At 71.4% G+C, this 21,776-nt stretch carries 22 protein-coding genes; 9 read left to right on the top strand and 13 right to left on the bottom strand.

The features are described from left to right. The first annotated feature begins 26 nt into the window (after positions 1-26). From EDD30_RS24025 to EDD30_RS24015, 3 genes are read left to right on the top strand one after another with little or no spacing between them, the layout of a single operon-like run. Positions 27-539, top strand: a complete 513-nt coding sequence (locus tag EDD30_RS24025; protein WP_071810064.1) for a hypothetical protein — start codon at positions 27-29, stop codon at positions 537-539. A gap of 10 nt (positions 540-549) precedes the next feature. Beyond that, a complete protein-coding gene (xseA, locus tag EDD30_RS24020; protein ID WP_071810063.1) occupies positions 550-1,776 on the top strand; it encodes an exodeoxyribonuclease VII large subunit in 1,227 nt (408 codons plus the stop codon). Then, positions 1,773-1,976, top strand: a complete 204-nt coding sequence (locus EDD30_RS24015; RefSeq protein ID WP_071810062.1) for an exodeoxyribonuclease VII small subunit — start codon at positions 1,773-1,775, stop codon at positions 1,974-1,976. Before xseA ends, EDD30_RS24015 begins: the two co-directional genes overlap by 4 nt. A 3-nt stretch (positions 1,977-1,979) precedes the next feature. On the opposite strand, the gene EDD30_RS24010 is transcribed toward EDD30_RS24015, so the two are convergent. Beyond that, positions 1,980-2,819, bottom strand: a complete 840-nt coding sequence (locus tag EDD30_RS24010) for a hypothetical protein (protein WP_071810061.1) — start codon at positions 2,817-2,819, stop codon at positions 1,980-1,982. Between the two features lie 75 nt (positions 2,820-2,894). Continuing rightward, entirely contained in the window at positions 2,895-3,431 is a 537-nt protein-coding gene (locus EDD30_RS24005; protein WP_084557965.1) for a DUF4245 domain-containing protein, read from the bottom strand. A 101-nt stretch (positions 3,432-3,532) separates the two neighbouring features. Between EDD30_RS24005 and glpX the strand changes: the two genes are divergently transcribed. Both glpX and EDD30_RS23995 read left to right on the top strand, forming a co-directional pair. Then, the gene (glpX, locus tag EDD30_RS24000; RefSeq protein WP_071810059.1) at positions 3,533-4,558 is read left to right on the top strand and encodes a class II fructose-bisphosphatase; all 1,026 of its coding nucleotides are present in this window, start codon (positions 3,533-3,535) and stop codon (positions 4,556-4,558) included. Then, positions 4,555-5,541: a DMT family transporter gene (locus tag EDD30_RS23995; protein ID WP_071810058.1), complete on the top strand. Its 987-nt coding sequence runs from the start codon at positions 4,555-4,557 to the stop codon at positions 5,539-5,541. The genes glpX and EDD30_RS23995 overlap by 4 nt, the downstream gene beginning before the upstream one ends. Positions 5,542-5,548: 7 nt before the next feature. Here the strand turns inward: EDD30_RS23995 and EDD30_RS23990 are convergent, their stop codons facing one another. From EDD30_RS23990 to phoH2, 4 genes are all read right to left on the bottom strand, one after another. Continuing rightward, complete coding sequence (locus EDD30_RS23990; protein WP_071810057.1) at positions 5,549-6,211, bottom strand: rhomboid family intramembrane serine protease; 663 nt, start codon at positions 6,209-6,211, stop codon at positions 5,549-5,551. A 60-nt stretch (positions 6,212-6,271) separates the two neighbouring features. Beyond that, complete coding sequence (locus EDD30_RS23985; protein ID WP_071810056.1) at positions 6,272-7,078, bottom strand: S1 family peptidase; 807 nt, start codon at positions 7,076-7,078, stop codon at positions 6,272-6,274. Positions 7,079-7,152: 74 nt separating this feature from the next. Beyond that, complete coding sequence (locus EDD30_RS23980; protein ID WP_071810055.1) at positions 7,153-7,851, bottom strand: aggregation-promoting factor C-terminal-like domain-containing protein; 699 nt, start codon at positions 7,849-7,851, stop codon at positions 7,153-7,155. 384 nt (positions 7,852-8,235) lie between these two features. Beyond that, on the bottom strand, positions 8,236-9,651 hold the full coding sequence (phoH2, locus tag EDD30_RS23975) for an RNA 5'-3' helicase PhoH2 (RefSeq protein ID WP_071810054.1): 1,416 nt from the start codon (positions 9,649-9,651) through the stop codon (positions 8,236-8,238). A gap of 228 nt (positions 9,652-9,879) precedes the next feature. Between phoH2 and otsB the strand changes: the two genes are divergently transcribed. Further along, complete coding sequence (otsB, locus tag EDD30_RS23970) at positions 9,880-10,734, top strand: trehalose-phosphatase (RefSeq protein WP_071810053.1); 855 nt, start codon at positions 9,880-9,882, stop codon at positions 10,732-10,734. A gap of 318 nt (positions 10,735-11,052) precedes the next feature. On the opposite strand, the gene EDD30_RS23965 is transcribed toward otsB, so the two are convergent. From EDD30_RS23965 to EDD30_RS23950, 4 genes are all read right to left on the bottom strand, one after another. Then, positions 11,053-11,823, bottom strand: coding sequence for an isoprenyl transferase (locus EDD30_RS23965; RefSeq protein ID WP_071810052.1), 771 nt, complete (start codon positions 11,821-11,823; stop codon positions 11,053-11,055). Positions 11,824-11,854: 31 nt separating this feature from the next. Continuing rightward, a complete protein-coding gene (locus tag EDD30_RS23960) occupies positions 11,855-12,973 on the bottom strand; it encodes an NAD(P)/FAD-dependent oxidoreductase (RefSeq protein WP_071810051.1) in 1,119 nt (372 codons plus the stop codon). Between the two features lie 94 nt (positions 12,974-13,067). Next, on the bottom strand, positions 13,068-13,916 hold the full coding sequence (locus EDD30_RS23955) for a hypothetical protein (protein WP_071810050.1): 849 nt from the start codon (positions 13,914-13,916) through the stop codon (positions 13,068-13,070). A gap of 55 nt (positions 13,917-13,971) precedes the next feature. Continuing rightward, positions 13,972-15,774 carry a phosphoenolpyruvate carboxykinase (GTP) gene (locus tag EDD30_RS23950; protein ID WP_071810049.1) on the bottom strand — a complete coding sequence of 601 codons (1,803 nt, stop codon included), beginning with the start codon at positions 15,772-15,774 and terminating at the stop codon, positions 13,972-13,974. A gap of 320 nt (positions 15,775-16,094) precedes the next feature. Here EDD30_RS23950 and EDD30_RS23945 point away from each other — a divergent pair, with 320 nt between their 5' ends. The 3 genes from EDD30_RS23945 to EDD30_RS23935 all read left to right on the top strand — a co-directional run bounded on the left by EDD30_RS23945 (position 16,095) and on the right by EDD30_RS23935 (position 18,124). Then, positions 16,095-16,859: a sigma-70 family RNA polymerase sigma factor gene (locus EDD30_RS23945; protein ID WP_071810048.1), complete on the top strand. Its 765-nt coding sequence runs from the start codon at positions 16,095-16,097 to the stop codon at positions 16,857-16,859. Between the two features lie 46 nt (positions 16,860-16,905). Beyond that, on the top strand, positions 16,906-17,499 hold the full coding sequence (locus tag EDD30_RS23940) for a GtrA family protein (protein WP_084557963.1): 594 nt from the start codon (positions 16,906-16,908) through the stop codon (positions 17,497-17,499). 61 nt (positions 17,500-17,560) lie between these two features. Then, positions 17,561-18,124: a GtrA family protein gene (locus EDD30_RS23935; protein WP_071810047.1), complete on the top strand. Its 564-nt coding sequence runs from the start codon at positions 17,561-17,563 to the stop codon at positions 18,122-18,124. Here EDD30_RS23935 and EDD30_RS23930 read toward each other — a convergent pair. The 3 genes from EDD30_RS23930 to EDD30_RS23920 are packed head-to-tail and all read right to left on the bottom strand — an operon-like array spanning position 18,051 to position 21,741. Next, positions 18,051-18,665 carry a PH domain-containing protein gene (locus tag EDD30_RS23930; RefSeq protein ID WP_071810046.1) on the bottom strand — a complete coding sequence of 205 codons (615 nt, stop codon included), beginning with the start codon at positions 18,663-18,665 and terminating at the stop codon, positions 18,051-18,053. The genes EDD30_RS23935 and EDD30_RS23930 overlap by 74 nt on opposite strands. Before the next feature lie 4 nt (positions 18,666-18,669). Next, entirely contained in the window at positions 18,670-19,539 is an 870-nt protein-coding gene (locus EDD30_RS23925; RefSeq protein WP_071810070.1) for a biotin--[acetyl-CoA-carboxylase] ligase, read from the bottom strand. A 36-nt stretch (positions 19,540-19,575) separates the two neighbouring features. Next, positions 19,576-21,741 carry a hypothetical protein gene (locus tag EDD30_RS23920; RefSeq protein ID WP_143163064.1) on the bottom strand — a complete coding sequence of 722 codons (2,166 nt, stop codon included), beginning with the start codon at positions 21,739-21,741 and terminating at the stop codon, positions 19,576-19,578. Positions 21,742-21,776: the final 35 nt, after the last annotated feature.

The following is a 21,776-nucleotide window of genomic DNA, read 5'->3' as shown; positions in this document are numbered from 1 at the left end:
GGACCGCCCGGCGGGATACTCGGGCCATGAGCGCCACCGGCGCCGTGGGCGCGCCCGGCCTGTGGGAGTCCGTCGGTACGGCCCTGCGCCTGCTTCTCGGCTGGTCCTCGGTCCTGATCGGCGTGCTCGACCTCGTCGTCGAACTGGACCGCCGGCAGGGTACGCCGGACAGCGCGTACCTGCTCTTCCACGGCATGCTGGTGGTCGGCGGCGTGCTGCTGATCTCGCTGGCGTCGATCGCCTACCGACCGAGTCCCGCCGTGTCGCTCGTCGGCGGCCTCGTCCTCGGCGCCGGCCTGCTGGTCAGCGCGGTGCCCGCCGACACCGCGACATGCTGCCTGGACACCTTCGCTCAGCGGCACGGCTACCCGTTCGCGATCATGGCCCGCAACCCGGGCGGCGACTGGCACGTCGACGGCCTCCATCTCGCCGCCAACGTGCTCTTCTGGGGATACGCGGGCCTGATCGCCCTCCTGCTGTCGTGCCTCGCGCGGCGCCTCGGCCGCCCGCACGAGGGAACCGGCTGCAGCCGCCCGTAGGCTAGGCCGGGTGACCCAGCCGGAGCCGAAGCCGACCGCCGACGAGCCCTGGCCGGTCCGCGTCGTCAGCCAGAAGCTCGGCGCCTGGGTCGCCAAGCTCGGCTGGGTGTGGATCGACGGCCAGGTCGCCCAGATCAGCCGCCGCCCGGGTGCGGCCGTGGTCTTCCTGACCCTGCGCGACCCGTCGGCCGACCTGAGCCTGACGGTGACCGCCCACCGCGACGTGCTCGACGCCGGCGCGCCGGAGCTCGCCGAGGGTGCCCGGGTCACCCTGCACGCCAAACCCGAGTTCTATCCGGCCCGCGGCTCGCTCAGCCTGCGCGCCGATGAGATCCGCCAGGTCGGGCTCGGCGAGCTGCTCGCCCGCCTGGAGCGGCTCAAGAAGCTGCTCGCCGCCGAAGGGTTGTTCGCCCGCGAGCGCAAGCGCCGGCTACCGTTCCTGCCGCGGCGGATCGGTCTGATCACCGGGCGCGCCTCGGCCGCCGAGCGAGACGTGCTGATGAACACCCGCCGCCGGTGGCCGGGCATCGACTTCCGCGTGATCAATGTGCCGGTGCAGGGCCCGAACGCGGTGCCGCAGATCCTCGATGCGCTCAAGGTGCTGGAGCACGACGACACCGTCGACGTCATCGTCATCGCGCGCGGCGGCGGAAGCGTCGAGGACCTGCTGCCCTTCTCCGACGAGGCGCTGTGCCGGGCGGTCTTCGGCTGCCGGACGCCGGTGGTCAGCGCCATCGGCCACGAGACCGACGCGCCGCTGCTGGACTACGTCGCCGATCTGCGCGCTTCCACGCCGACCGACGCCGCCAAGCGGATCGTGCCCGACCTGGCGGAGGAGACGCTGCTGATCGGGCAGGCCCGGCGCCGCCTGGACCGGGCGGTGCTGACCCTCATCGAGCGGGAGGCGCACCGGCTCGAGGCCTGGCGGTCGCGTCCGTCGCTGGCTCGCCCCGAGACGCTGGTCGAGCAGCGCGCAACGGAGGTGACCGGGCTGCGCGACCGGGCCGGCCGAAGCCTCGAACACCGGATCCGCCGGGCCGACGACGACCTGCGGCACACCCTCGCGCGGCTGCGGGCGCTGTCGCCCGCGGCCACCCTCGAACGCGGGTACGCCATCGTGCAACGCGCCGACGGCCACGTGGTCCGGGCGGCGGGCGAGGTCGCGACCGGAGATGTTCTACGCGTACGGCTGGCCGACGGCGAGCTGCGCACGGAAGTACAGGAGAGCACCACATGACCGACGAGAAACTCAGCTACGAGCAGGCCCGGGGCGAGCTGGCGGCGGTCGTGGAAAAGTTGGAGCAGGGTGGCGCCTCGCTGGAGGAGTCACTGGCGCTCTGGGAGCGGGGCGAGAAGCTGGCCGATGTCTGCCAGCGCTGGCTGGACGGGGCCCGGGACCGCATCGAGGCGGCCCGGGCGGCCCGCGGAGACCGGTGACGCTCAGTTCTTACCGTTGATCATCTCGTACGCGGACTCCGGCATCTCCTTGGTCTCGGCGGCCGGAGGCGCGTCCTGCTTGGCGGCGGCGCCGTAGCCGCTGACCTCCATGGTCAGCTTGCCGGCCGGGGCGTCGGTGGTCTTCGGCACGTCGAGCACGAGCTTGGTGAGCCGGCCGTCGACGTCGAGCGTGGCCTCGTACGGAATCGCCTTGGCCTGGGCCGGCTCGGCGCCCTTGAAGACGGACGTGCCGAGAAGATGGGCGTCGTCCTTGACCACCGTGGCGTCGAGAGTGCCGGTGATGACCGGGCCCTTGCGCTCCGCGGTGGTGACTCCGCCGAAGAGGCCGGCCGCTCCGGTCAGATCGGGGTCCTCGATACCGATCTTGAAGTCGTCGTTCGTCACCTTGGCCATGTCCAGCTTGAGCCACTGCTTGCCGCTGAACAGCTCGATCATCGCCTTGAGGCCCTCGATGACCTTGGCGCTCTGCGGATCGTCACCGAGCGCCGCCAGGCTCTCCGCCTGCTTCACGGCCTCACTCATGTCGATCGTCATCTTGACGTAGCGGTCGGGGTCGGTGATCCGGAACTGCATCTTCGCCTTGGCGCCCTCCTCGACCGAGTCGAAGTCGAGAGAGGCCGTCTTCGAGGGAGTGTGCACGGTCCCCTTCGCTACCGAGTCGCCCGGAAGCGAGGCCGTGAAGCTGTAGTCGCCGCCCTTGAGCCCGGACGTGGAGGCCACCAGGGCAGCCTTGGGGTCGGCCGGCTTGTCGTCGTCGCCGGTGCAGGCGGCGAGCGAGAGGGCGAGAAGGGGCACGAGAACGGCGGCGAACCGACGGTTCATGAGGGGGCACTCCGAATGCAGGACGGGTGGACTGCGGGAGCCTAGACGATCCCCCCGTTCTCGCGCAGCCCCAGCTCAGGACAGAGATGAGGCAAGCTTCTCGAGGTTCGCCGACTCGGCCTTGCCGACCACGATGATCGTGCGGCCCTTCTCCAGAAGCACGAGCGCGTTCTCACCCGGCCGGGCGTCGTAGCGCTGCCAGGTGCGCGCCCCAGCCCGGTACGTGCCCACCGCCTCGGGCTCCTTGCCCAGCTCCGCGGGGATCAGAGTGGCGGTCGCGACGCTGCTCTCCACGAGCTGGAGCGGCTCGCCGTCCGGATCGGCGTAACCGAGGCGCAGGGTCGCGCCGCCCTGTTCCTGCTTGAACGTGGCGGTCTGCACATGCCAGTCCGCACCGAGCCGAGGCTCGCTGACGGGGAAGACCTTGGCCGCGCGGGCCTGCTGGAGCGTGGGTTCGGCGTCCACGCTGATCGGTTTGTCACCGTCCAGTACGAGCCGGTAGAAGATCAGCAGCAGCGCGATCGGAACGAGCAGGACGGCGAGGGACATAACCATGTCCCTCGGCCGGCGCTCGGCACGCTTGCCGACGGTGGGGGTATCGGGGCTGGACACCCCACCATTGTTAACCATGTCGCTGGAGCGGGACTTTGCACATGCCCCGTGTGAGGATCGGGTAACGACCACACCCCGCACCGTCGCGAGGAGGCCCTGTCATGCCCGTTTCCGCCAATCCGCAGGATCTGGACCGCAACATCGCCCTCGATCTTGTCCGTGTCACCGAGGCCGCCGCGATGGCGGCCGGCCGTTGGGTGGGCCGCGGCGACAAGAACGGCGGCGACGGCGCGGCCGTGGACGCCATGCGCACGCTCATCAACTCGATCCAGATGCGCGGCGTCGTGGTGATCGGCGAGGGTGAGAAGGACGAAGCGCCCATGCTCTTCAACGGGGAGCAGGTCGGCGACGGCACCGGTCCCGAGGTCGACGTGGCGGTGGACCCGATCGACGGCACGACGCTGATGAGCAAGGGCATGCCGGGCGCGGTGGCCGTGCTGGCCGTGGCCGAGCGCGGCGCGATGTTCGACCCGAGCGCCGTCTTCTACATGGAGAAGATCGCGGTCGGCCCGGACTGCGCCGACGTCATCGACATCAACGCCGGCACGGCCGAGAACCTGCGCCGCATCGCCAGGGCCAAGCGCGGCGCGGTCTCCGACGTCACCGTCTGCATCCTCGACCGCCCCCGGCACCAGAAGCTGGTCGAGGAGGTCCGCGCGGCCGGCGCCAACATCAAGTTCATCTCCGACGGCGACATCGCCGGCGCCATCTCGGCGGCCCGTACGGAGTCGGAGGTCGACGTGCTCATGGGCATCGGCGGCACCCCGGAGGGCATCACCGCGGCGTGCGCGCTCAAGTGCCTCGGCGGCGAGATTCAGGCCAAATTGTGGCCGCGGGACGACGCGGAGCGAGAGAAGGCGATCGCCAGCGGCCACGACCTCGACCGGGTCCTGACCACCAACGACCTCGTCACCGGCGACAACTGCTTCTTCGTGGCCACCGGCGTGACCTCCGGAGACCTGCTCAAGGGCGTGCGGTACCGCTCCGGCGGGGCGCACACCCAGTCGATCGTCATGCGGTCCAAGAGCGGCACGATCCGGGTCATCGACTCGTACCACCGGCTGGAGAAGCTCAAGCTCTACTCGGCGGTCGACTTCGACGGCCACCTGCCGACGGTGCGTGAGTGACACAGACCCTCAAGGCGCCGCCCGCGGTGACCACCGGGCGGCGTGCGGCCGGCGTGGTGCTCGCGGTGCTCTCGGGCGTCGCGCTGGCCGTCCAGTCGAGGATCAACGGCGAGCTCGCCGTACGCCTCGACGACGCGATCGGCGCCGCGCTGATCTCCTTCGGTTCCGGCCTGCTGGTGCTGGCGGTGTGCGTGCCGCTGCTGCCGGCGGGCCGGTCCGGTCTCCGCCACCTGGCCAGCGGCCTGCGGGAGCGCAGGATCCGCCCCTGGCAGTGCGTGGGCGGCATGTGCGGCGGCTTCCTCGTCGCCACCCAGGGCCTGACCGTGCCGACGGTGGGCGTGGCCGTCTTCATCGTGGCGCTGGTCGCGGGTCAGTCCTCGAGCAGCCTGATGGTGGACCGGGCGGGCGCGGGTCCCTCCGGCCCGCAGCCGGTGACCGTGCCACGGCTCGCCGGAGCGGTGCTGACCGTGATCGCGGTGCTGATCTCGGTGGCCGACCGGATCGGGCACCCGAGCGCGCTGGCGCTGGCCGTGCTGCCCCTGCTCGCCGGCATCGGCATCGCCTGGCAGCAGGCGGTCAACGGGCACGTCCGGGTGGTCTCGGGCAGCGCCCTGGTCGCCGGCCTGGTCAACTTCTTCATGGGTACGGTCGTGCTCGCCCTAGCCTTCGTCGTCTCGGCGCTGCTCCGCGGCGTCCCGGCGCACCTGCCGGCCGGCCCGTGGTGGCTCTATGCGGGCGGCACGCTCGGCATCGTCTTCATCGCGGTGGGCGCCGCGGTGGTGCGCTACACCGGCGTGCTGCTGCTCGGCCTCGGCATGATCGCGGGGCAGGTCACCGGCGCCCTGCTGCTCGACGGCATCGTCCCGGGCGCCGCGGGCCCGCCCGGGACGAACACGGTGCTCGGGGCCGCCCTGACGCTCGTCGCGGTCGCGGTGGCCGTCGCACCCGGCTGGTCGCGCGCTCGCCGGAAATCGGCCCGCTGAGCGGCGTTCAGATGTCGGTCAGCGTCGCGTCGGGGTTGTAGAGGCTCGGCGCCGGCCGCGGCTTGCGACGCCGGAACGCGATCGCGGCGATCACCCCGGCCAACAGCCCGAGCAGATGTCCCTGCCAGGACACCGGCTGGTCGGTGGGGAGGATGTTGTAGAGCTGGTACCAGTAGAGCAACCCGATGAAGGCGGCCACGCCCAGGTTCCACCAACTGCGCTCGACGAAGCCGCGGGCGAAGAGCAGGCCGAGGTAGCCGAAGACGACGCCGCTGGCGCCGACGACGACGCTGCTCGGGTCGCCGACGAGCCAGACGCCGAAGCCGCTGACCAGCACGATGACCAGGGTCGACCAGAGGAAGCGCCGGGTGCCGCCGGCCAGCGCGAACGTGCCGACCAGGATGAGCGGCACGCTGTTGCCGTAGAGGTGGTCCCACCCGGCGTGCAGGAACGGGCTGAAGACGATGCCGTCGAGGCCGTCGAGGCGGCGCGGGATGATGCCGCCCGCCAGGTCGAGGGAGCCCGCACCGAGGCCCCGGTCGATCGCCTCGATGAGGAACAGCACCGGGATGACCGCGCACATGGCCACGAACGCGCGGCCGATCGCGGCGAAGAACGCCTCCGAACCGACCTTCGCCGCGGCGTCGTCCTGCGCACTCGGGTAACCCATTCCCCGATGGTTACCGATGGCCGCCAGTCACGCCAACCAAGCGTGTCGAATCCGGCACGTTCAGCTTAGCTTGCGGGTGGCCGTACGGATCTCGGCACGGAACGCCGAGACCTGGGTATAGACGCCCGGATAGCCCTTGCGCGCACACCCGAGTCCCCAACTGACGATGCCGATCTGGATCCATCTGTCGCCGGCCTTGCGCACCATCGGACCGCCGGAGTCGCCCTGGCAGGTGTCGACCCCGCGTTTGCCGGCGCAGATCGACTCGTCTTTCACCAGATCGACGCCGACCTTGTCGTACGCCTTCGCGCACTCTTCGTCGGCCACCACCGGCACCGACGCGAAGCGCAGCCGCTTCTCCTGGCGCAGGGCTTTCTCACTGGTCTTACCCCAGCCCAACACGGTCACCGGGCCCTTCTCGTCGTAGCCGCCGCGGGACAGCTCCAGGGTGGGAAGGTCGAGATCCCGGTCCAGCTCGATCAGCGCCCAGTCGTCGCCGTGGGTCTCACCGCGGAACCCCTCGGCGCGGATCACCGACACCGACCTCGCCTCGATCGCCTCGGTGGACTTGAGGTCGGTCACGCCGGCCACGACGCCGATGGTGTCGTCCTCGCCGGTGCCGCCGACGCAGTGGCCCGCGGTCAGCACGACGCGCGGTGCGGTCAGGGTGCCGCCGCAGCCCATGGAGAGTCGCACCATCCAGGGAAAGCGTCCCGTGGGCGCCAGGTCGCCGCCCACGACCTCGCGCAGCGGCGGCGCGCCGCCGGTCGGGGACGCGGCGTCGCCGGCTCGGGCGGCTATCTGGCTCGAGGTGAGCACCGAGGCGAGTACACCGAGGACGACCAACGAAGCGACTTTCCGGACCATGTGGACATTTGATCACTGCCGGAGATACGACAAAGGGGTACGCGCCGAAGCGCGCACCCCTTTGTCGTGAGGTTCTAGTACCAGCCGACGCTCTGCGAGTGTCCCCAGGCGTCGCACGGCGTGTCGTAACGGCCCTTGATGTAGCCGAGCCCCCACTTGATCTGGGTCGCCGGGTTGCTCTGCCAGTCGTCGCCCTTCGAGGCCATCTTGTCGCCCGGCAGGGACTGCGGGATGCCGTACGCGCCGGAGCTGGGGTTGCGGGCGCGATGGTTCCAGCCGCTCTCCTTGTCCCACAGCTTGTTCAGGCACGGGAACTGGTCGATCTCGTAGCCGGCGTCCAGCATCAGCGCACAGCCGATGGCGCGGTTGCCGCTGAACTCCTCGCACGAGGCGGGAATCTCTCCGGTGAACGGCACGGAGGGACCCGAACCGCCGGAATCCCTGCTCTCGGCCGCCTTCTTCTCTGCAGCCTTGGCGATCGCCTTCTTCTCGAGCTTGTGCGCCCTGCCTGCGGCCGCCCTGGCCTCGACCGCGGCCTTGGAGGCGGCTTCGCCCTCCGCCCGGCGCTGGTAGGCGCGAACGGCGGCGTGCTCGTTGTGCCGCTCCTTGAGGAGCGCCATCTCGTCGTTGTTCGCCTGGACCACGAGCTGAGCCTGGGCGCTCCGCGCCTGGACTTCCCGGTCCTGTCCGAGGTAGACCCCGCCGATCACGCCCGCGACGAGCAGACCCACGGAGGCCGCACGGATGCCGACCCGGCTCCAGAGCCGATTCACGAAGATTTCCCTTCGTAGGGGGCAATGACGCGGAGCGGATCCGCCGGCTTCCCCGACCGGCGACGTCCCGCACCGCAAGCACCGACGGCCCGCAGGCCGCGTGGACCGGCCTTGCTTCCCGGTCCGCCGGCGGCCACCGATCGATCTCCGTTCGTGCGGCCACCCGAAGGATGCTCGCCAGCCACCATGGCGCACCGTGAAGGCGATGTGAAATGACGACGCCCACCTGTGAAATGAATCACAGGATGTTTAGGCGCTATTCCGGGCAAACAGGGGCTATTTCTTTCACTCTTGCGATATCGCGATAGTCACAATTTGTAGTCATCCCTAAACAAGGCGTGAGGCGGAAGTCCGAATGGACTCCCGCCTCACGATGACTGTGCGTCAGAGCGGAATCTCCTCCAACAGATCGGTGACGACCTCCGCGATGGGTGACCGCTCGGACCTCGTCAGAGTGACATGCGCGAAGATCGGATGTCCCTTGAGCGCCTCGATGACGGCGGTCACGCCGTCATGCCGGCCTACCCGCAGGTTGTCGCGCTGGGCGACGTCGTGGGTGAGCACGACGCGCGACCCCTGCCCGATGCGGGAAAGCACGGTCAGCAGCACGTTGCGCTCCAGCGACTGGGCCTCGTCGACGATGACGAAGGCGTCGTGGAGGCTGCGGCCGCGGATGTGGGTCAACGGCAGCACCTCGAGCATCCCGCGGGCCAGAACCTCGTCCATCACGTTCGCGTGGACGACGGCCCCGAGCGTGTCGAACACCGCCTGCGCCCAGGGCGACATCTTCTCGGACTCGCTGCCCGGCAGATAGCCGAGCTCCTGGCCGCCGACGGCGTACAGCGGGCGGAACACGACCACCTTCTTGTGGCGGCTGCGCTCCATCGTCGCCTCGAGGCCCGCGCAGAGCGCCAGCGCGGACTTCCCGGTGCCGGCGCGCCCGCCCAGCGACACGATGCCGATCGACTCGTCGAGCAGCAGATCGAGCGCCACCCGCTGTTCCGCCGAGCGGCCCCGCAGGCCGAACGCCTCCCGGTCGCCCCGGACCAGCTTCACGGTCTTGTCCGGGGTGACCCGTCCCAGCGCCGATCCGCGCGACGAGTGGATCACCAGGCCGGTGTGGCAGGGCAGGTGCGCCGTCTCCTCCGGCTCGAGCTCGTCGCCCGCGTACAGGCGGTTGACGTCCTCGTCGTCCAGGCTGAGGTCGGCCATGCCGGTCCATGTCGGGTCGCTGGCCTGGCCGTGCAGATACTCGTCGGCCGTGATGCCCACCGAGGCCGCCTTGACGCGCAGCGGCATGTCCTTGCTGACCAGCGTGACCTCGCGACCCTCGGCGGACAGCCCCAGCGCCACGGACAGGATCCGGGTGTCGTTGGAGTCGTTGCGGAAGCCGTGGGGGAGCTCGCTCTGGTCTGCGTGGTTCAGCTCCACGCGCAGCGTGCCGCCCTCGTCGTTGCAGAGGACCGGATGATCCAGCCGGCCGTGCTTGATCCGCAGCTCGTCCAGCATGCGCAGCGCCTGACGGGCGAACCAGCCAAGCTCGGGATGGTGCCGCTTGCCCTCCAACTCGGAGATGACCACGAGGGGGATGACCACCTCGTGGTCGGTGAACCGGCGGAAGGCCGCCGGATCGGACAGCAGGACCGAGGTGTCCAGCACGAAGACCCGGCCTGCAGGCGCGGGCTCCGCGTCGGCGTGCCGATCCCGGGACGCTCGGCGTCCCGTGGAGGCGCGGCTGCTGGAGACGTTGGCGGCCGGATCGGTGTGGGCGACCCCGGCGTCGGTTCGGCGAGATGTCACAGGCCTGCTCCAGCGGGCGTGCAACCCGGTCCGCCCGCGGTCCGCCACGTCCGGCGCCCGTCACTTGCACGGGGTCGGGATGCGGGCCCCGTGGCGCATTCGTCGCAGGTCCGGGCCGGCCGGCTGGCTCGGGAAAACCCCGTGCCATGCATAAACGCTAGCGGTCAAGAGCCACCTGCGGTAGTACCCGCGACATACGCCAAATCGGGGCCGTTCCGCCGGAGTGCGATGAGCCGAACGGCGGGTACGCTGGGGTGCGTGCCTGAGTCTCCGCCGAGCAACGCTCGCCCCACGCACCCCCTGAGCGTCGCCGAGGCCCTGCGGTTCACCGCCGCGCGGGCCCGGGAGACCACCTTCTTCTTCGACTTCGACGGGGTCCTCTCGCCCGTCACGGACGACCCCGACGCCTCGCAGCCGGTCCCGTCCGTGCTCGGCGTCCTCGAGCAGCTCGCCGCGCGGGTCGCCCGCGTCGCGATCGTCTCGGCGCGGCCCGTCAGCTTCCTGCGCTCCCGGTTCGAGTCGCTCGAGCACGTCGACCTCTACGGCCTGTACGGCCTCGAGGTGTGGCACGACGGGGACGTCGTCACCGAGCCGGCCGCTCTGCCCTGGGTCCCCGCGATGGCCGACCTGGCCGAGCGCGCCAAGGCTGAGCTGCCCGAGGCGATCCTGGTGGAGTACAAGCGCCTCTCGGTCGCCCTGCACTACCGCACCGCACCCCAGCTCGCCCCGCAGGTGGAGCGCTGGGGCCACGAGCAGGCCGAGCGGCTGGGCCTGCGCATCCAGGGCGGCCGCATGGTGGTGGAGCTCAAGCCGCCGGTCGACCAGGACAAGGGCATGGTGATCAGCGAGGGCGTGCTGAACGCCGGATGCGCCTGGTATTTCGGCGACGACATGTCGGACATCAAGGCCTTCGACGCGCTGCGCGCCCGCGAGGCGGTCGACCCGCGCTTCTTCGGCATGTGCGTGGCGGTCGCCAACCCGGAGACCGGCGCGGAAGTCTCCAGCGCCGCCGACCTCACCCTCGAGTCACCCGAGGCGGTCGCCGGCTTCCTCGCCGACGCCCTCCCCGCCTTCGCCCCCTGACCAGCAGCGGAAAGCGGACGTGTCCTCCGCGGCGATGACACGTGCCGCTGCGGCGTCCGCGACGCCTGCCGATGCGCGCCATCTCGTCGAGGCGACGACGCCGATGACGGGCGCCCCGCGGGGCGAGACGCAGCCGCGGCGCGGCGCAGGCTTCGGAGCGGCTTCAAGCTCCGCCCGTCGCGAACGCCGCGGCGCGGCGCAGGGTCAACGGCGGCGCAGCGCGAGGTGAACGACGGGGCGGCTCAACCTCCGCCCGACGCGAACGCCGCGGCGCGGCGACTCCGGCCCCGTACCGTGCAGCGCGGCGTGGGCGGCGGTTCAGGCTCCGTAGCGGCGCTGGCGGGTTGCGTATGAGCGCAGCGCCCGCAGGAAGTCGGTGCGCCGGAAGTCGGGCCAGTTTGCGTCGTGGAAGTAGAACTCCGAGTGCGCCGACTGCCACAGCAGGAAGCCCGACAGGCGCTGCTCGCCGCTGGTGCGGATGACCAGGTCGGGGTCGGGCTGGCCGCGGGTGTACAGGTGCTCGGCGATGTGCTCGACGTCGAGGATCTCGGCGAGCTCCTCCAGGGTGCGCCCGGCCGCGGCGTGCTCGTGCAGCAGGGACCGGACCGCGTCGGTGATCTCGCGGCGGCCGCCGTAGCCCACCGCAAGGTTGACCTCGACGCCCTCGGAGCGGTCGCGGGTCTTCTCCTGTGCCGCCTTGAGAGTGGTCGCCGTGGGGGCGGGCAGGACGTCGAGCGCGCCGACGATGCGCAGCCGCCACGGGTTGCCGTCCTCGGCCAGCTCGGTGGCGAGATCCTCGATGATCTTGACCAGGGGGTCCAGCTCGGCGGCGGGGCGCTGCAGGTTGTCCGTGGCCAGCAGGTAGAGCGTCACGTGCTTGATGCCGGCCTGGTCGCACCAGGTGAGCAGCTCCTTGACCCGGGCCGCACCGACACGGTGGCCGTCGTTGGGGTCGACGTATCCCATCTCCTTGGCCCAGCGCCGGTTGCCGTCGCACATGACCCCGACGTGTTGCGGCACCGGCTTGCCGGCCAGCTTGCCGGCGAGTCGCCGTTCGTACAGGGAGTAGACCAGGGAGCGCAGACTCATCGCGTCCAGCCTATCGAGCCGGGGGCTCCACTCAAGAGGGCATGGCGACGATTCGGGCCATCTCGGCCCCGATGCGCCCGATCGTGCGAAGGTCGAAAACCCCGTCACCGAGCCCGAGGCTCACCATGCGGTCGAAAACCGCACCGTCTCGCCCGGCCGCCCGCACGGCCGCGTCGACGACCCGTGGCTGCCGGGTGAGCAGCGCGGCGAGACCGGAGTGGCGCAGGTGGCGGCCGAGCCGTGCCCGCAGCGCCCGCGTGTAGCGCGCCGCGGCCCGCTCGGGGCCGCCCGCGGCCGCCGTACCGGCCAGGGTGCCGGAGAGCACGGCGTAGAAGATCCCTTCGCCGGTGAACGGATTGATCAGCGACAGCGCATCGCCGGCGAGCAGCACCGGACCGCGGGCCGGCGGCGGACGGTGGGTGGACAACGGCAGATGGTGGGCGCGCAGGCCGGTGGGTGCGGTGCCGGGCAGCAGCTCGACCAGGCGCCCCAGCAGGTACGCCCTGCTCACCGAAGTCCCTCGCAGGACCTCGCCGTACCCGACGTTGGCGGTGCCGTCGCCGAGCGGGAACGACCATGCGTACGCGGGCCAGCGGGCGCGCGTGGTCCGGATCAGTTGCTCCGCGCCGTCGGAAGGCGCGTATCCCCGGATGGCGATGGCGAGGTGCCCGTGGGGGTTCGCCGGGTGGCCGAGCGCGCGCCGCACCACGGAACCCGCGCCGTCGGCGCCGATGACCACGCCCGCCTCGATCCGGTCGTCGAGAACCACGCCGGACGGGACGCGGCGGATCGCGCGGACCGTGTGCCGGCGCAGCTCGGCGCCGGCCCGGACGGCCGCCGCGACCAGGCGCGCGTCGAAGATCCGGCGCGGCACGGTGTATGCGGGGCGCGGCAGGGGCCGGGCCACCTCGGTGCCGCCCGGTGCCACCAGGCGCAGGTCGGCGACGGGCGGGCGCCCGTCGGTCACCCCGGTGACACCGAGGTCCGCGAGCACGTCCAGGGCCTCCGCGGCGATGCCGTCGCCGCATGGTTTGTCGCGGGGGAAGTCCGCCCGGTCGAGCAGCACCACCGACGCGCCGGCCCGCCGGGCGGCGAGCGCGGCGGCGGACCCGGCCGGTCCGGCCCCGACGATCGCGACGTCATAACTCACGTCAGCACCACCGCCACCGAGACGGAGGCACCGCCACCGGGAGGGAAGCGCTGCCACCGAGACGGACGACGGCGCCAGCGCGACGGGAGGCAGCTCATGCCGCCGCTGCCACGGGAGCGGGAGTGCGCGCCACCCTGCGGAGGGAGTAGAGGACGAGCAGGGCGGCGGCCAGGAGGGGAACCCCGTCGCGGATCACGCCGTCCCAGCCCAGCAGCAGGCGGCACAGCGGCAGGTCGACGGCGAGCACGCCGAGAGTGACCCAGACCAGCAGCTTCGGCGCCCAGCGCTTGCCGCGCAGCAGGAAGAAGGTGCTGAGTAGCACCGCGTAGCTCGCGGCGACACCGGCCACGAACCAGAAGCCGACGGCGAACAGCCACTGCGGCCGGCTACCCAGCTCACTCACCGAGATCAGCGCCGGCACCAGCATCAACGGGCTGTAGGTGAACGCCGCGACCCGGGCGGTGAGGGCCCACGCGGCCACCGGCGGGCGCTTCGGCACCGCCTCGCGCCACTCGAACCCAGCCCGGGTGACCGCCAGCTTGTTCGGATGGCGCACCAGATGGGCGCGTACGGCCGGGTGGCGGTAAAGCAGCACGACCACGGCGACACAGAGCGCGGTGAGCGCCACGAAGCCGAGCACGCCGGGGAGCGGTGGGACTCCGGTCCGCGGGACGACGAGCCGCCCCACGGCGAACACGGTGGTGACGGCGAGGATCAGACCGAGCGGCCGGGCCGCGGCACGGCCACGGCCCACGTGCCAGATCAGAATCAGCCATCCGACGGTACGCAGCAACGCCCAGCCCGTGCGGACGGCGAGCCCGAAACCGTGCTCCGGCGCGTACCAGAGATTGAGGAGCTCGACCCCGACGGTAGCCGCCGCCGTCGCGACCAGCAGCCCTCGCAGTGCGCGGATGATGCCCGGCCGGCGAGAGTCGATGGTCACGAATGCGACGGTACCCAGGCCGCGCCCGCCTCGAACGCGAGGCGGGCGCGGGTCGTCACGCGTTGAGGCGGGACTTGAGCGCGTCCAGCTCCGACCAGAGGACGGCCGGCAGCTTGTCGCCGAACTTGGCGAACCACTCCTCGACCTGCGGGATCTCCGCCAGCCACTCGTCGCGGTCGACCGTCAGGACGGCCTCGATGTCGGCCTTGTCGATGTCCAGACCGGTGAGGTCCAGGGCATCGGCGGTCGGCACCTGACCGATCGGGGTGTCGACGGCCTCGGCCTTGCCGTCGAGCCGCTCGACGATCCACTTGAGCACCCGGGAGTTCTCCCCGAAGCCCGGCCACAGGAACCGGCCGTCGTCGCCGCGACGGAACCAGTTGACGTAGAAGACCTTGGGCAGCTTGCTCGCGTCGCCCGACGCGGCCTTGCCCATCTCGATCCAGTGGTTGAAGTAGTCGCCGGCGTGGTAGCCGATGAACGGCAGCATCGCCATCGGGTCCCGGCGCACGACGCCGACCTGCCCGACCGCCGCGGCGGTGGTCTCCGACGACAGCGTCGCGCCGAAGTACACGCCGTGCACCCAGTCACGGGCCTCGGTCACCAGCGGCACGGTCGTCTTGCGGCGGCCGCCGAAGAGGATCGCGTCGATCGGTACGCCGCGCGGGTCGTCGTACTCGGGCGCGAGGATCGGGCACTGGTTGATGGGCGTGCAGAAGCGGCTGTTCGGGTGGCTGGAGACAGCCTCCGACTCCGGCGTCCAGTCGTTGCCCTTCCAGTCGATGAGGTGCGCGGGCGGCTCGCCCATGCCCTCCCACCAGATGTCACCGTCGTCGGTGAGGGCCACGTTGGTGAAGACCGAGTTGCCCCGCGCGAGCGTGCGCATAGCGTTGGGGTTGGTGTGCTGGTCGGTGCCGGGGGCGACGCCGAACAGACCGTACTCGGGGTTGGTCGCCCAGAGGCGGCCGTCCTCGCCGAAGCGCATCCAGGCGATGTCGTCGCCGACCGTCTCGACCTTCCAGCCGGGCAGCGTCGGCTCCAGCATGGCCAGGTTGGTCTTGCCGCAGGCCGAGGGGAACGCGCCGGCGATGTAGCGGACCTGGCCCTCGGGCGAGGTCAGCTTCATGATCAGCATGTGCTCGGCGAGCCAGCCCTCGTCCCGGGCGGCCACACTGGCGATGCGCAGGGCGAAGCACTTCTTGCCGAGCAGCGAGTTGCCGCCGTACCCGGAACCGAACGACCAGATCTCGCGGGTCTCCGGGAAGTGCGAGATGTACTTCGTCTCGTTGCACGGCCAGGCGACGTCTTCCTGACCCGGCTCCAGCGGCGCGCCGACGGAGTGCAGCGCGGGCACGAAGTCGGCCTCGGTACCCATGGCCTCGAGGACCTTGGCACCCATCCGGGTCATGATCTTCATGGAGGCGACGACGTACGCGCTGTCGGTCAGCTCGACACCGAACATCGGGTTCGGCGCGTCGAGCGGGCCCATGCAGAACGGGACGACGTACATGGTGCGTCCGCGCATACAGCCGCGGTACAGCTCCGTCATCGTCGACTTCATCTCGGCCGGCGCCATCCAGTTGTTGGTGGGCCCGGCGTCGGCAGGGTCGGCGGAGCAGATGTAGGTGCGTTCCTCGACCCGGGCGACGTCCCCGGGGTCGGTACGCGCCCAGAACGAGTTGGGGCGGCGCTCGGGGTTGAGGCGAACGAGGGAACCGGCTTCCACCAACGAGTCGGTGAGGCGGGTCCATTCCTCGTCGGAGCCGTCGCACCACACCACCCGGTCGGGCGTGGTGAGAGCGGCTACCTCTTCCACCCAGCTCAGCAGGCGGGCGTGGGAGGTGGGGGGCACAGACATGTGAGTCCCTTCGGTCGGCACTGACCTGTGACGAAGCAGGCCGGCGGTCCGGCCCCATCACGGGAGTCACGTCAGCGTATGCCGAGTGAACGTTCAGTTCATCGGAGAATCTTGTGGACAACCGCACAATCCTCGGAGTTTGTGCGCGATGACGATTGATCCTTTGCCAGACAGCGCAGGAGTGCGCAGAGAGCGCCACGCTGCGCACACAGTGTGGGTGTCAGGCGGTCGTCCGCGGCGCCATTTCACGAAATGGACAAAACACCCTAAGCTTGGCCACAATCGGGCTTTCCTCCCACTCCCGGCTACAGGAGGCAGGAATGTCGATCCCGGCCGGCGAGACCGACGCCGACACGGAGTTGCTGGCCGCCGTGCGGGCCGGCGACACCGCCGCCTACGGCATCCTCTACCAGCGTCATCGTTCCGCCGCCCGAGCCCTCGCGCACGCACTCGTCACCGATCCCGCCGACGCCGACGACCTGGTCGCCGAGACGTTCGCCAAGGTGTTCGCCATGCTGCGGGCCGGGCGGGGGCCGCTCGTGGCCTTCCGGGCGTACCTGAACACCACTCTGCGTCACGTCTGCTACCACCGGGCGCGGCGCGACCGGCGGCTGGAGTTCACCGACGACCTCACCCGCTACGACGAGGGCGAGCCCTTCCTCGACCCGGCCCTCGACAAGCTCGAACGCACGTACGCCGCCCAGGCCTTCCGCGCCCTGCCAGACCGCTGGCGCGACGTGCTCTGGCGCACCGAGGTCGAGGGGGCCAGCCCGGCAGAGCTCGCACCGCAGCTCGGGCTCACGCCGAACGCCGTCGCCGTGCTCGCCCACCGCGCCCGGGAGGGGCTACGCCGCCTCTACCTGCAGCAGCACGTCGCCGTCGCCGACCCGCCCGAGTGCCGGTGGGCCGGGGAGCGCCTGGGCGGGCGTGTCCGGGGGCGGCTCGCCCCGCGCGAGTCCGTACGCCTCGACAGCCACCTGTCGTGGTGCACCGACTGCCGCGCCCAGCTCGACGAGGTGACCGAGATGAACCAGCGTCGCCACCGTCCGTACAGACAGCGGAACCGTGCGACCCCGCCCGGTTAAGAGTCGCTCACGAAACCTATGGAGTAGCTCAGGGACGCCGCGGCAGGTGACGCCCGCCGGTACTCTCGGGTCCGTGCCTGCTGCCGCTCTCCTGCCCGCCCTGCGGGCACGCTTCGGAGCACTGGTGCGCGAGCTGAGCAAGTTCGGCACCGTCGGCGGCATCGCCTTCGCCATCGATCTGCTGATCTTCAACGTGCTGTTGCAGGCGGACGTCGAGACCCTGCTCGCCAAGACCGGCTCCACCCTCGTCGCCACCACGGTCGCCTTCGCGGGCAACCGGTTCTGGACGTGGCGGCACCGCGCGCACAGCCACATGGCGAAGCAGTACACGATGTTCTTCCTGCTCAACGGCGTCGGCCTGGCGATCGGGCTGGCCTGCCTGGCGATCAGCCACTACGGCCTCGGCGCGATCTGGCCCGAGTTCCAGACGCCGCTCGCCGACAACATCTCCGGGCAGCTCGTCGGCACCGCCGCCGGCACGCTGTTCCGATTCTGGTCATACCGTCGCTTCGTTTTCGGCGAGAGCACGGTCCCGGACGTCGCGTCCCCGGCGACTCCGGCGGCCCCTGCCCCGCAGGCGGGCACGGCAGCCCCACAGTCCGCTGAGCCGTCGGCACCCCGAGCCGTCCCGCGGAGATGACGCAGGATCCAGCCGCAAGCTCGGTCCGTCGTCCCTCGTTCCCTCCCCCTAAGGTTGTCGAATGCCATCAGCCCATCCGCTGACGGAACGTCTGCGCCACCTCGCCCCAGAGGCCCTGGCGTTCGGCGTGATCGGCGCAGCGAACACCCTGCTCTACATGGCCATCACCTGGGCGCTTCTGCCCATCGGTGCGGTCAAGGCGAGCGTCGTCGCGACCGTCGTCACCACCACGCTGGCCTACGTCGCCAACCGCTTCTGGACCTACCGCCACCACACCCGCACCGCCCTGCGCCGCGAGTACACGCTGTTCTTCGGGTTCAACCTGGTCGGCATGGTGATCCAGTCGGGCGCGGTGACCATCGGCAAGTACGGCTTCGGCCTCACCGAGGAGAAGGACGCCCTCCTCTTCATGGGCGTCACCATGCTGGGCATCGGCGTCGCGACGCTCTTCCGCTTCTGGGCGTACCGTACGTTCGTCTTCCTGAAGCCGCCGGTGGACGGCCACGAGGCCGCGATCGCCGAGCTCGACGTCGCGGCGGGCCTGGCCGAGCTCAGCGCCGAGGCCGAGGGCCGGCTGGACGAAGAGATCGCCATGGAGATCGACGCCCAGCGCCGCGCTGTCTAGCCACGGGCGGCTCGGGATCCGGCTCCTGCTCTTCCTCGTCCTCCTCCGGCCGTAGCTCGCGGTCGGTCTCGATCAGCTCGTACAGGGTCGTCTGCACCTGCTGCACCTGCGGCACCGACAGCATGACGGCGGACTGCTCGCCGATCGAGTCGACGGTGAGCGTGCCGCACCCCAGCATCCGCTCGAACAGCGACTGGTGGGCCACATGGTCGTTGACCCGGTTGAGCGGCAGATCCCGGCGCTCCCGGGCGACGACACCGTCCTGCAGCAGGATCCGCTCGTCGGTGAAGACGTAATGGGTGGTGCGCCAGACGAGCAACGGCCACACGCCTCGGGTCACCCCGACGAAGACGGCCACCGCGCCGACGACGCAGACGCCGATCAAGCCACCGGTGGTCGGCGGGAGCATCACCCACACCAGGATGACCGCGGCCAGAGCGGCCAGCAGGACCAGGATCGGCCAGACGGCCGCCTTCGCGTGCGGATGCAGGTGGAGGACGACCTCCTCCTCGTCGGTCAGCACGTCGTCCGGGAAAGCCACGGGCTCAGCGTACGTGCAGGACGTCGCCCGCCGAGACGCGATGCTGGACCCCGTCAGCCGTACGGACCACAAGCTGCCCGTCGCCGTCCACGGTGGTCGCGACGCCGACCAGTGCGTCGGCCTCCGGAAGCAGCACGCGTACGTCACGCCCGATCGTCGCGCAGGTCCGGCGGTACGTCTCCAGCAGCCCGCACAACTCCGCGTCGCCGCCGGTCTCGCGCCACCCGCCGTACCATCGGGCGAAGCTCCGCAGCAGCGCGCGCAGCAGCGGATCGCGATCCGCGGAGCCGGAACCGGCGACCCGCAGCGACGTGGCGGGCAGCCCGGTGGTGGGCGGCAGCTCCTCGGCCCGGGTGGTGACGTTCAACCCGATCCCCAGCACCACGGCGTCGCCGGCCACCTCGGCGAGAATCCCGGCGGCCTTGCCCTCGCCGCCGTCGGGACCGGTGACCAGCAGATCGTTGGGCCACTTCAGCGCGGCCTCCCGCTCGGCCACCCGCTGCACGGCCTCGGCCAGCGCCACCCCCGCCAGCAGCGGCAGCCACCCCCACGACCGCTGTGAGGCGGCCTGCCACCCCCGCTCGGCGTCGGCGACCCCGGGCCGCAGCAGCGCGCTCAGCGTGAGACCCGCCCGTGGCGGAGAAACCCACTCCCGGCTCCGCCGTCCGCGCCCGGCAACCTGCCGCTCGGCGACAACGACCAGACCCTCGCCGGCGCCCTGGCGGGCGGCCTGCGCGACATCGGCATTCGTGGACCCGGTCTCGGCGACCACGTCGATCCGGTGCCACATGCCGCCGGGCACGACGAGCGCACGCTGCAGGGCACGCGCGTCCAGCGGCGGGCGATCGAGATCCGCGTACGGCGAGGAGGCCATCGCCACACCCTAGCCAAGCCCGCTTCGGGCGTGGGGTCAGCTCGGTTCCGCGGCGTGCCTGCTCACGTAGACGGTGCTGCGCGCCTCGGACTGACCGGCACCGGGGCGCGGACGCGGCCGAGGACGTGCGCGGGCCGGCTGCTGGGGAGCCCGGTCGTAGCCCCCGGCGTCGACGGCCGGCAGGTTCTGAGTCGGCTCTCCCGCAGCTCCCCGCTGCCGCCTCACCTTGATCGACGCGCGCCGCAAGCGGCCGGACTCGTCCTCGTCCGCAGTGGTGCGAGCCCAGGTGAGCTCGGGCAGGACGGCGTCGGGCAGATCGGGGACCGTCCAGATGGGGCCCTCGGCACTCGCCGGCCGACCGGCGTAGCCGCCACCGCCCGTCCGACCCGGGTGGCCTACGTCGGGCCTGCAGCTCGGGTCGCCGCCCCTGCAGCTCGGGTCGTCGCCCCTGCAGCTCGGGTCGTCGCCCCTGCGGCCCGGGTCGTCGCCCCTGCGGCTGGGGTTGAACCCGAACCGCTGGAACTGCTGGTCCTGCTCGGCCTGCTGATCTCGATCGGACCGCCGGTCCCGGCCATCGGCGGCATCGTGCCCGCCGCCGCGCCAGGGGCGGGGCACGCCGATGCGGTCGTCGGGGCGGGTCGGTGGCCACTGCGGGACCAGGGCGGTCGGTTCCGACTCGACCTCCGGGTCAGGATCGCCGCCCGGCGCCGGCGGGACCTGCGGGATGCGCTCCACCGGCACCGGCCAGCCGTAACCGGCGTCCGGGACAGGCGTCCAGTAGTCACCGGAAACGGGCTCGTCCCGGTACTGCGGACGCACCCACCCCTCGACCCGGTCGCCGAAGCGGCGGGCGGCAGGGCCGGACCACTGCCGGGCTCCGGACAAGGGTTCCACGGCGGATCCTCCGGGCTCCTCCTCGGCTTCGCGGTCGAAGAGGCTCAGGTCGGATCCGACCGGCGCGGCACCGGCCTCGCGATCGAAGAGGCTCAGGTCGGATCCGACCGGCGCGGCACCGGCTTCATGGTCGAACGGGTCGACGTCGAAGGCGCCTCCGGCGAAGGGATCCATGGCGGCCGGGAAGCTGCCGGAGGCGTCGGTGTCGTGCACGGCCTCGAACTCGCCGGACAGGTCGGGATCCTCGAGGCCGGCCTCCTCCCGGCCGACGGGAGTATCCCGCTCACGCCCCAACGGAACATCCTGATCGGAGATCATCGGGGCAGCCAGCCAGCCCCTGTCCTCGTCGACAACGGCCGAAGGCCACTGGTCGCCCTGATCGGCGCCGGCACCCGACCACTCGTCGTCTTCATCGGCGGCCTCGAGGCGGGGTTCCTCGTCGGGGATCGGCTCGCCGAGGCTCACCAGTCGCACGTCCGTCGGCCCGGCGGCCGCAGGAGCGGGCGGGTTCGGCCGGACCTCCTCCGCCGGCCGGAAATGGTGCAACCCGAACCGCCCGTAACGGCCGGCGCCATCCTTGCCATCCGGCCCGGACGTGCCCTCGTCCGAGGACACCGCGTCGTTCGTCGCGACGGAAGGGACGCCCTCGCCCAGGTCGTCGAGGAATGCGTGGACAGGCTCCGGCATCGCGGACACGACCGGCGCGACCACCCCGTCGGAGGGTTCACGGGGCGCGATGGCGGGCCGCAACGCCGTGGTGGCCATACCGGGCGGCAGATCGTCCTGCTCGGCCACCGGACCGGGCGTCGCCGCGCCGATGGTCGAGACCGTCGGCGGAGGAACCGGTGCCGGCTCCCTCGTGGAGTCGCCGGTCCCCGACGTGGGCCAGAAGCGTCGCGAGCTTCGGGGACCCGGTGCCGGCCTCTCCTCGGCGGCCGGACCGGCCTCGGCAGCCGCCAGGCCCCGACGCCGACGAACAGCGCCTCCGCGCTGCGCGCCGATCGGCCCGTTCCGAGCCCGCTCGCCCTCGACCCGCCCGCTCTGAGCCCGCTCGCCCTCGACCCGCCCGCTCTCAGGACTTTCGCCGACGGCCCGCTTGCCCTCGACGGCCCGCTTGCCCTTCACGGCCCGCTTACCCTCGACGGCCCGCTTGGCTTTGCGAGCGCGCTTGCCGGAAGCCGCGGCGCCGTGGTCGACGGCGGTGTCGTTCCCGCCGCCGCTGCCGAAGAGCACCCTGCGGAACACGAGGAGCGTCGCGATGCCACCGACGATCAACGCCACGCCGACGGGGGTCATCCATGTCGTCACGCGGGTTGTAACGAATGGTGCATTAAGAACGAAAC

Origin of the sequence: Couchioplanes caeruleus (assembly GCF_003751945.1) — a bacterium.
GTDB lineage: Bacteria > Actinomycetota > Actinomycetes > Mycobacteriales > Micromonosporaceae > Actinoplanes > Actinoplanes caeruleus.
Note: the sequence above shows the minus strand (reverse complement) of the source record. Positions and strands in the feature narration are given on the sequence as shown.

Excerpts from the sequence above, each read along its gene's own strand:
- EDD30_RS23990 (WP_071810057.1), bottom strand. The coding sequence starts at position 6,211 with ATGGGTTACCCGAGTGCGCAGGACGACGCCGCGGCGAAGGTCGGTTCG.
- EDD30_RS24025 (WP_071810064.1), top strand. The coding sequence starts at position 27 with ATGAGCGCCACCGGCGCCGTGGGCGCGCCCGGCCTGTGGGAGTCCGTC.
- otsB (WP_071810053.1), top strand. The coding sequence starts at position 9,880 with ATGAGCCGAACGGCGGGTACGCTGGGGTGCGTGCCTGAGTCTCCGCCG.
- EDD30_RS23965 (WP_071810052.1), bottom strand. The coding sequence starts at position 11,823 with ATGAGTCTGCGCTCCCTGGTCTACTCCCTGTACGAACGGCGACTCGCC.
- EDD30_RS23950 (WP_071810049.1), bottom strand. The coding sequence starts at position 15,774 with ATGTCTGTGCCCCCCACCTCCCACGCCCGCCTGCTGAGCTGGGTGGAA.
- EDD30_RS24010 (WP_071810061.1), bottom strand. The coding sequence starts at position 2,819 with ATGAACCGTCGGTTCGCCGCCGTTCTCGTGCCCCTTCTCGCCCTCTCG.
- EDD30_RS23945 (WP_071810048.1), top strand. The coding sequence starts at position 16,095 with ATGTCGATCCCGGCCGGCGAGACCGACGCCGACACGGAGTTGCTGGCC.
- EDD30_RS23935 (WP_071810047.1), top strand. The coding sequence starts at position 17,561 with ATGCCATCAGCCCATCCGCTGACGGAACGTCTGCGCCACCTCGCCCCA.
- EDD30_RS23985 (WP_071810056.1), bottom strand. The coding sequence starts at position 7,078 with ATGGTCCGGAAAGTCGCTTCGTTGGTCGTCCTCGGTGTACTCGCCTCG.
- EDD30_RS23925 (WP_071810070.1), bottom strand. The coding sequence starts at position 19,539 with ATGGCCTCCTCGCCGTACGCGGATCTCGATCGCCCGCCGCTGGACGCG.
- EDD30_RS24015 (WP_071810062.1), top strand. The coding sequence starts at position 1,773 with ATGACCGACGAGAAACTCAGCTACGAGCAGGCCCGGGGCGAGCTGGCG.
- glpX (WP_071810059.1), top strand. The coding sequence starts at position 3,533 with ATGCCCGTTTCCGCCAATCCGCAGGATCTGGACCGCAACATCGCCCTC.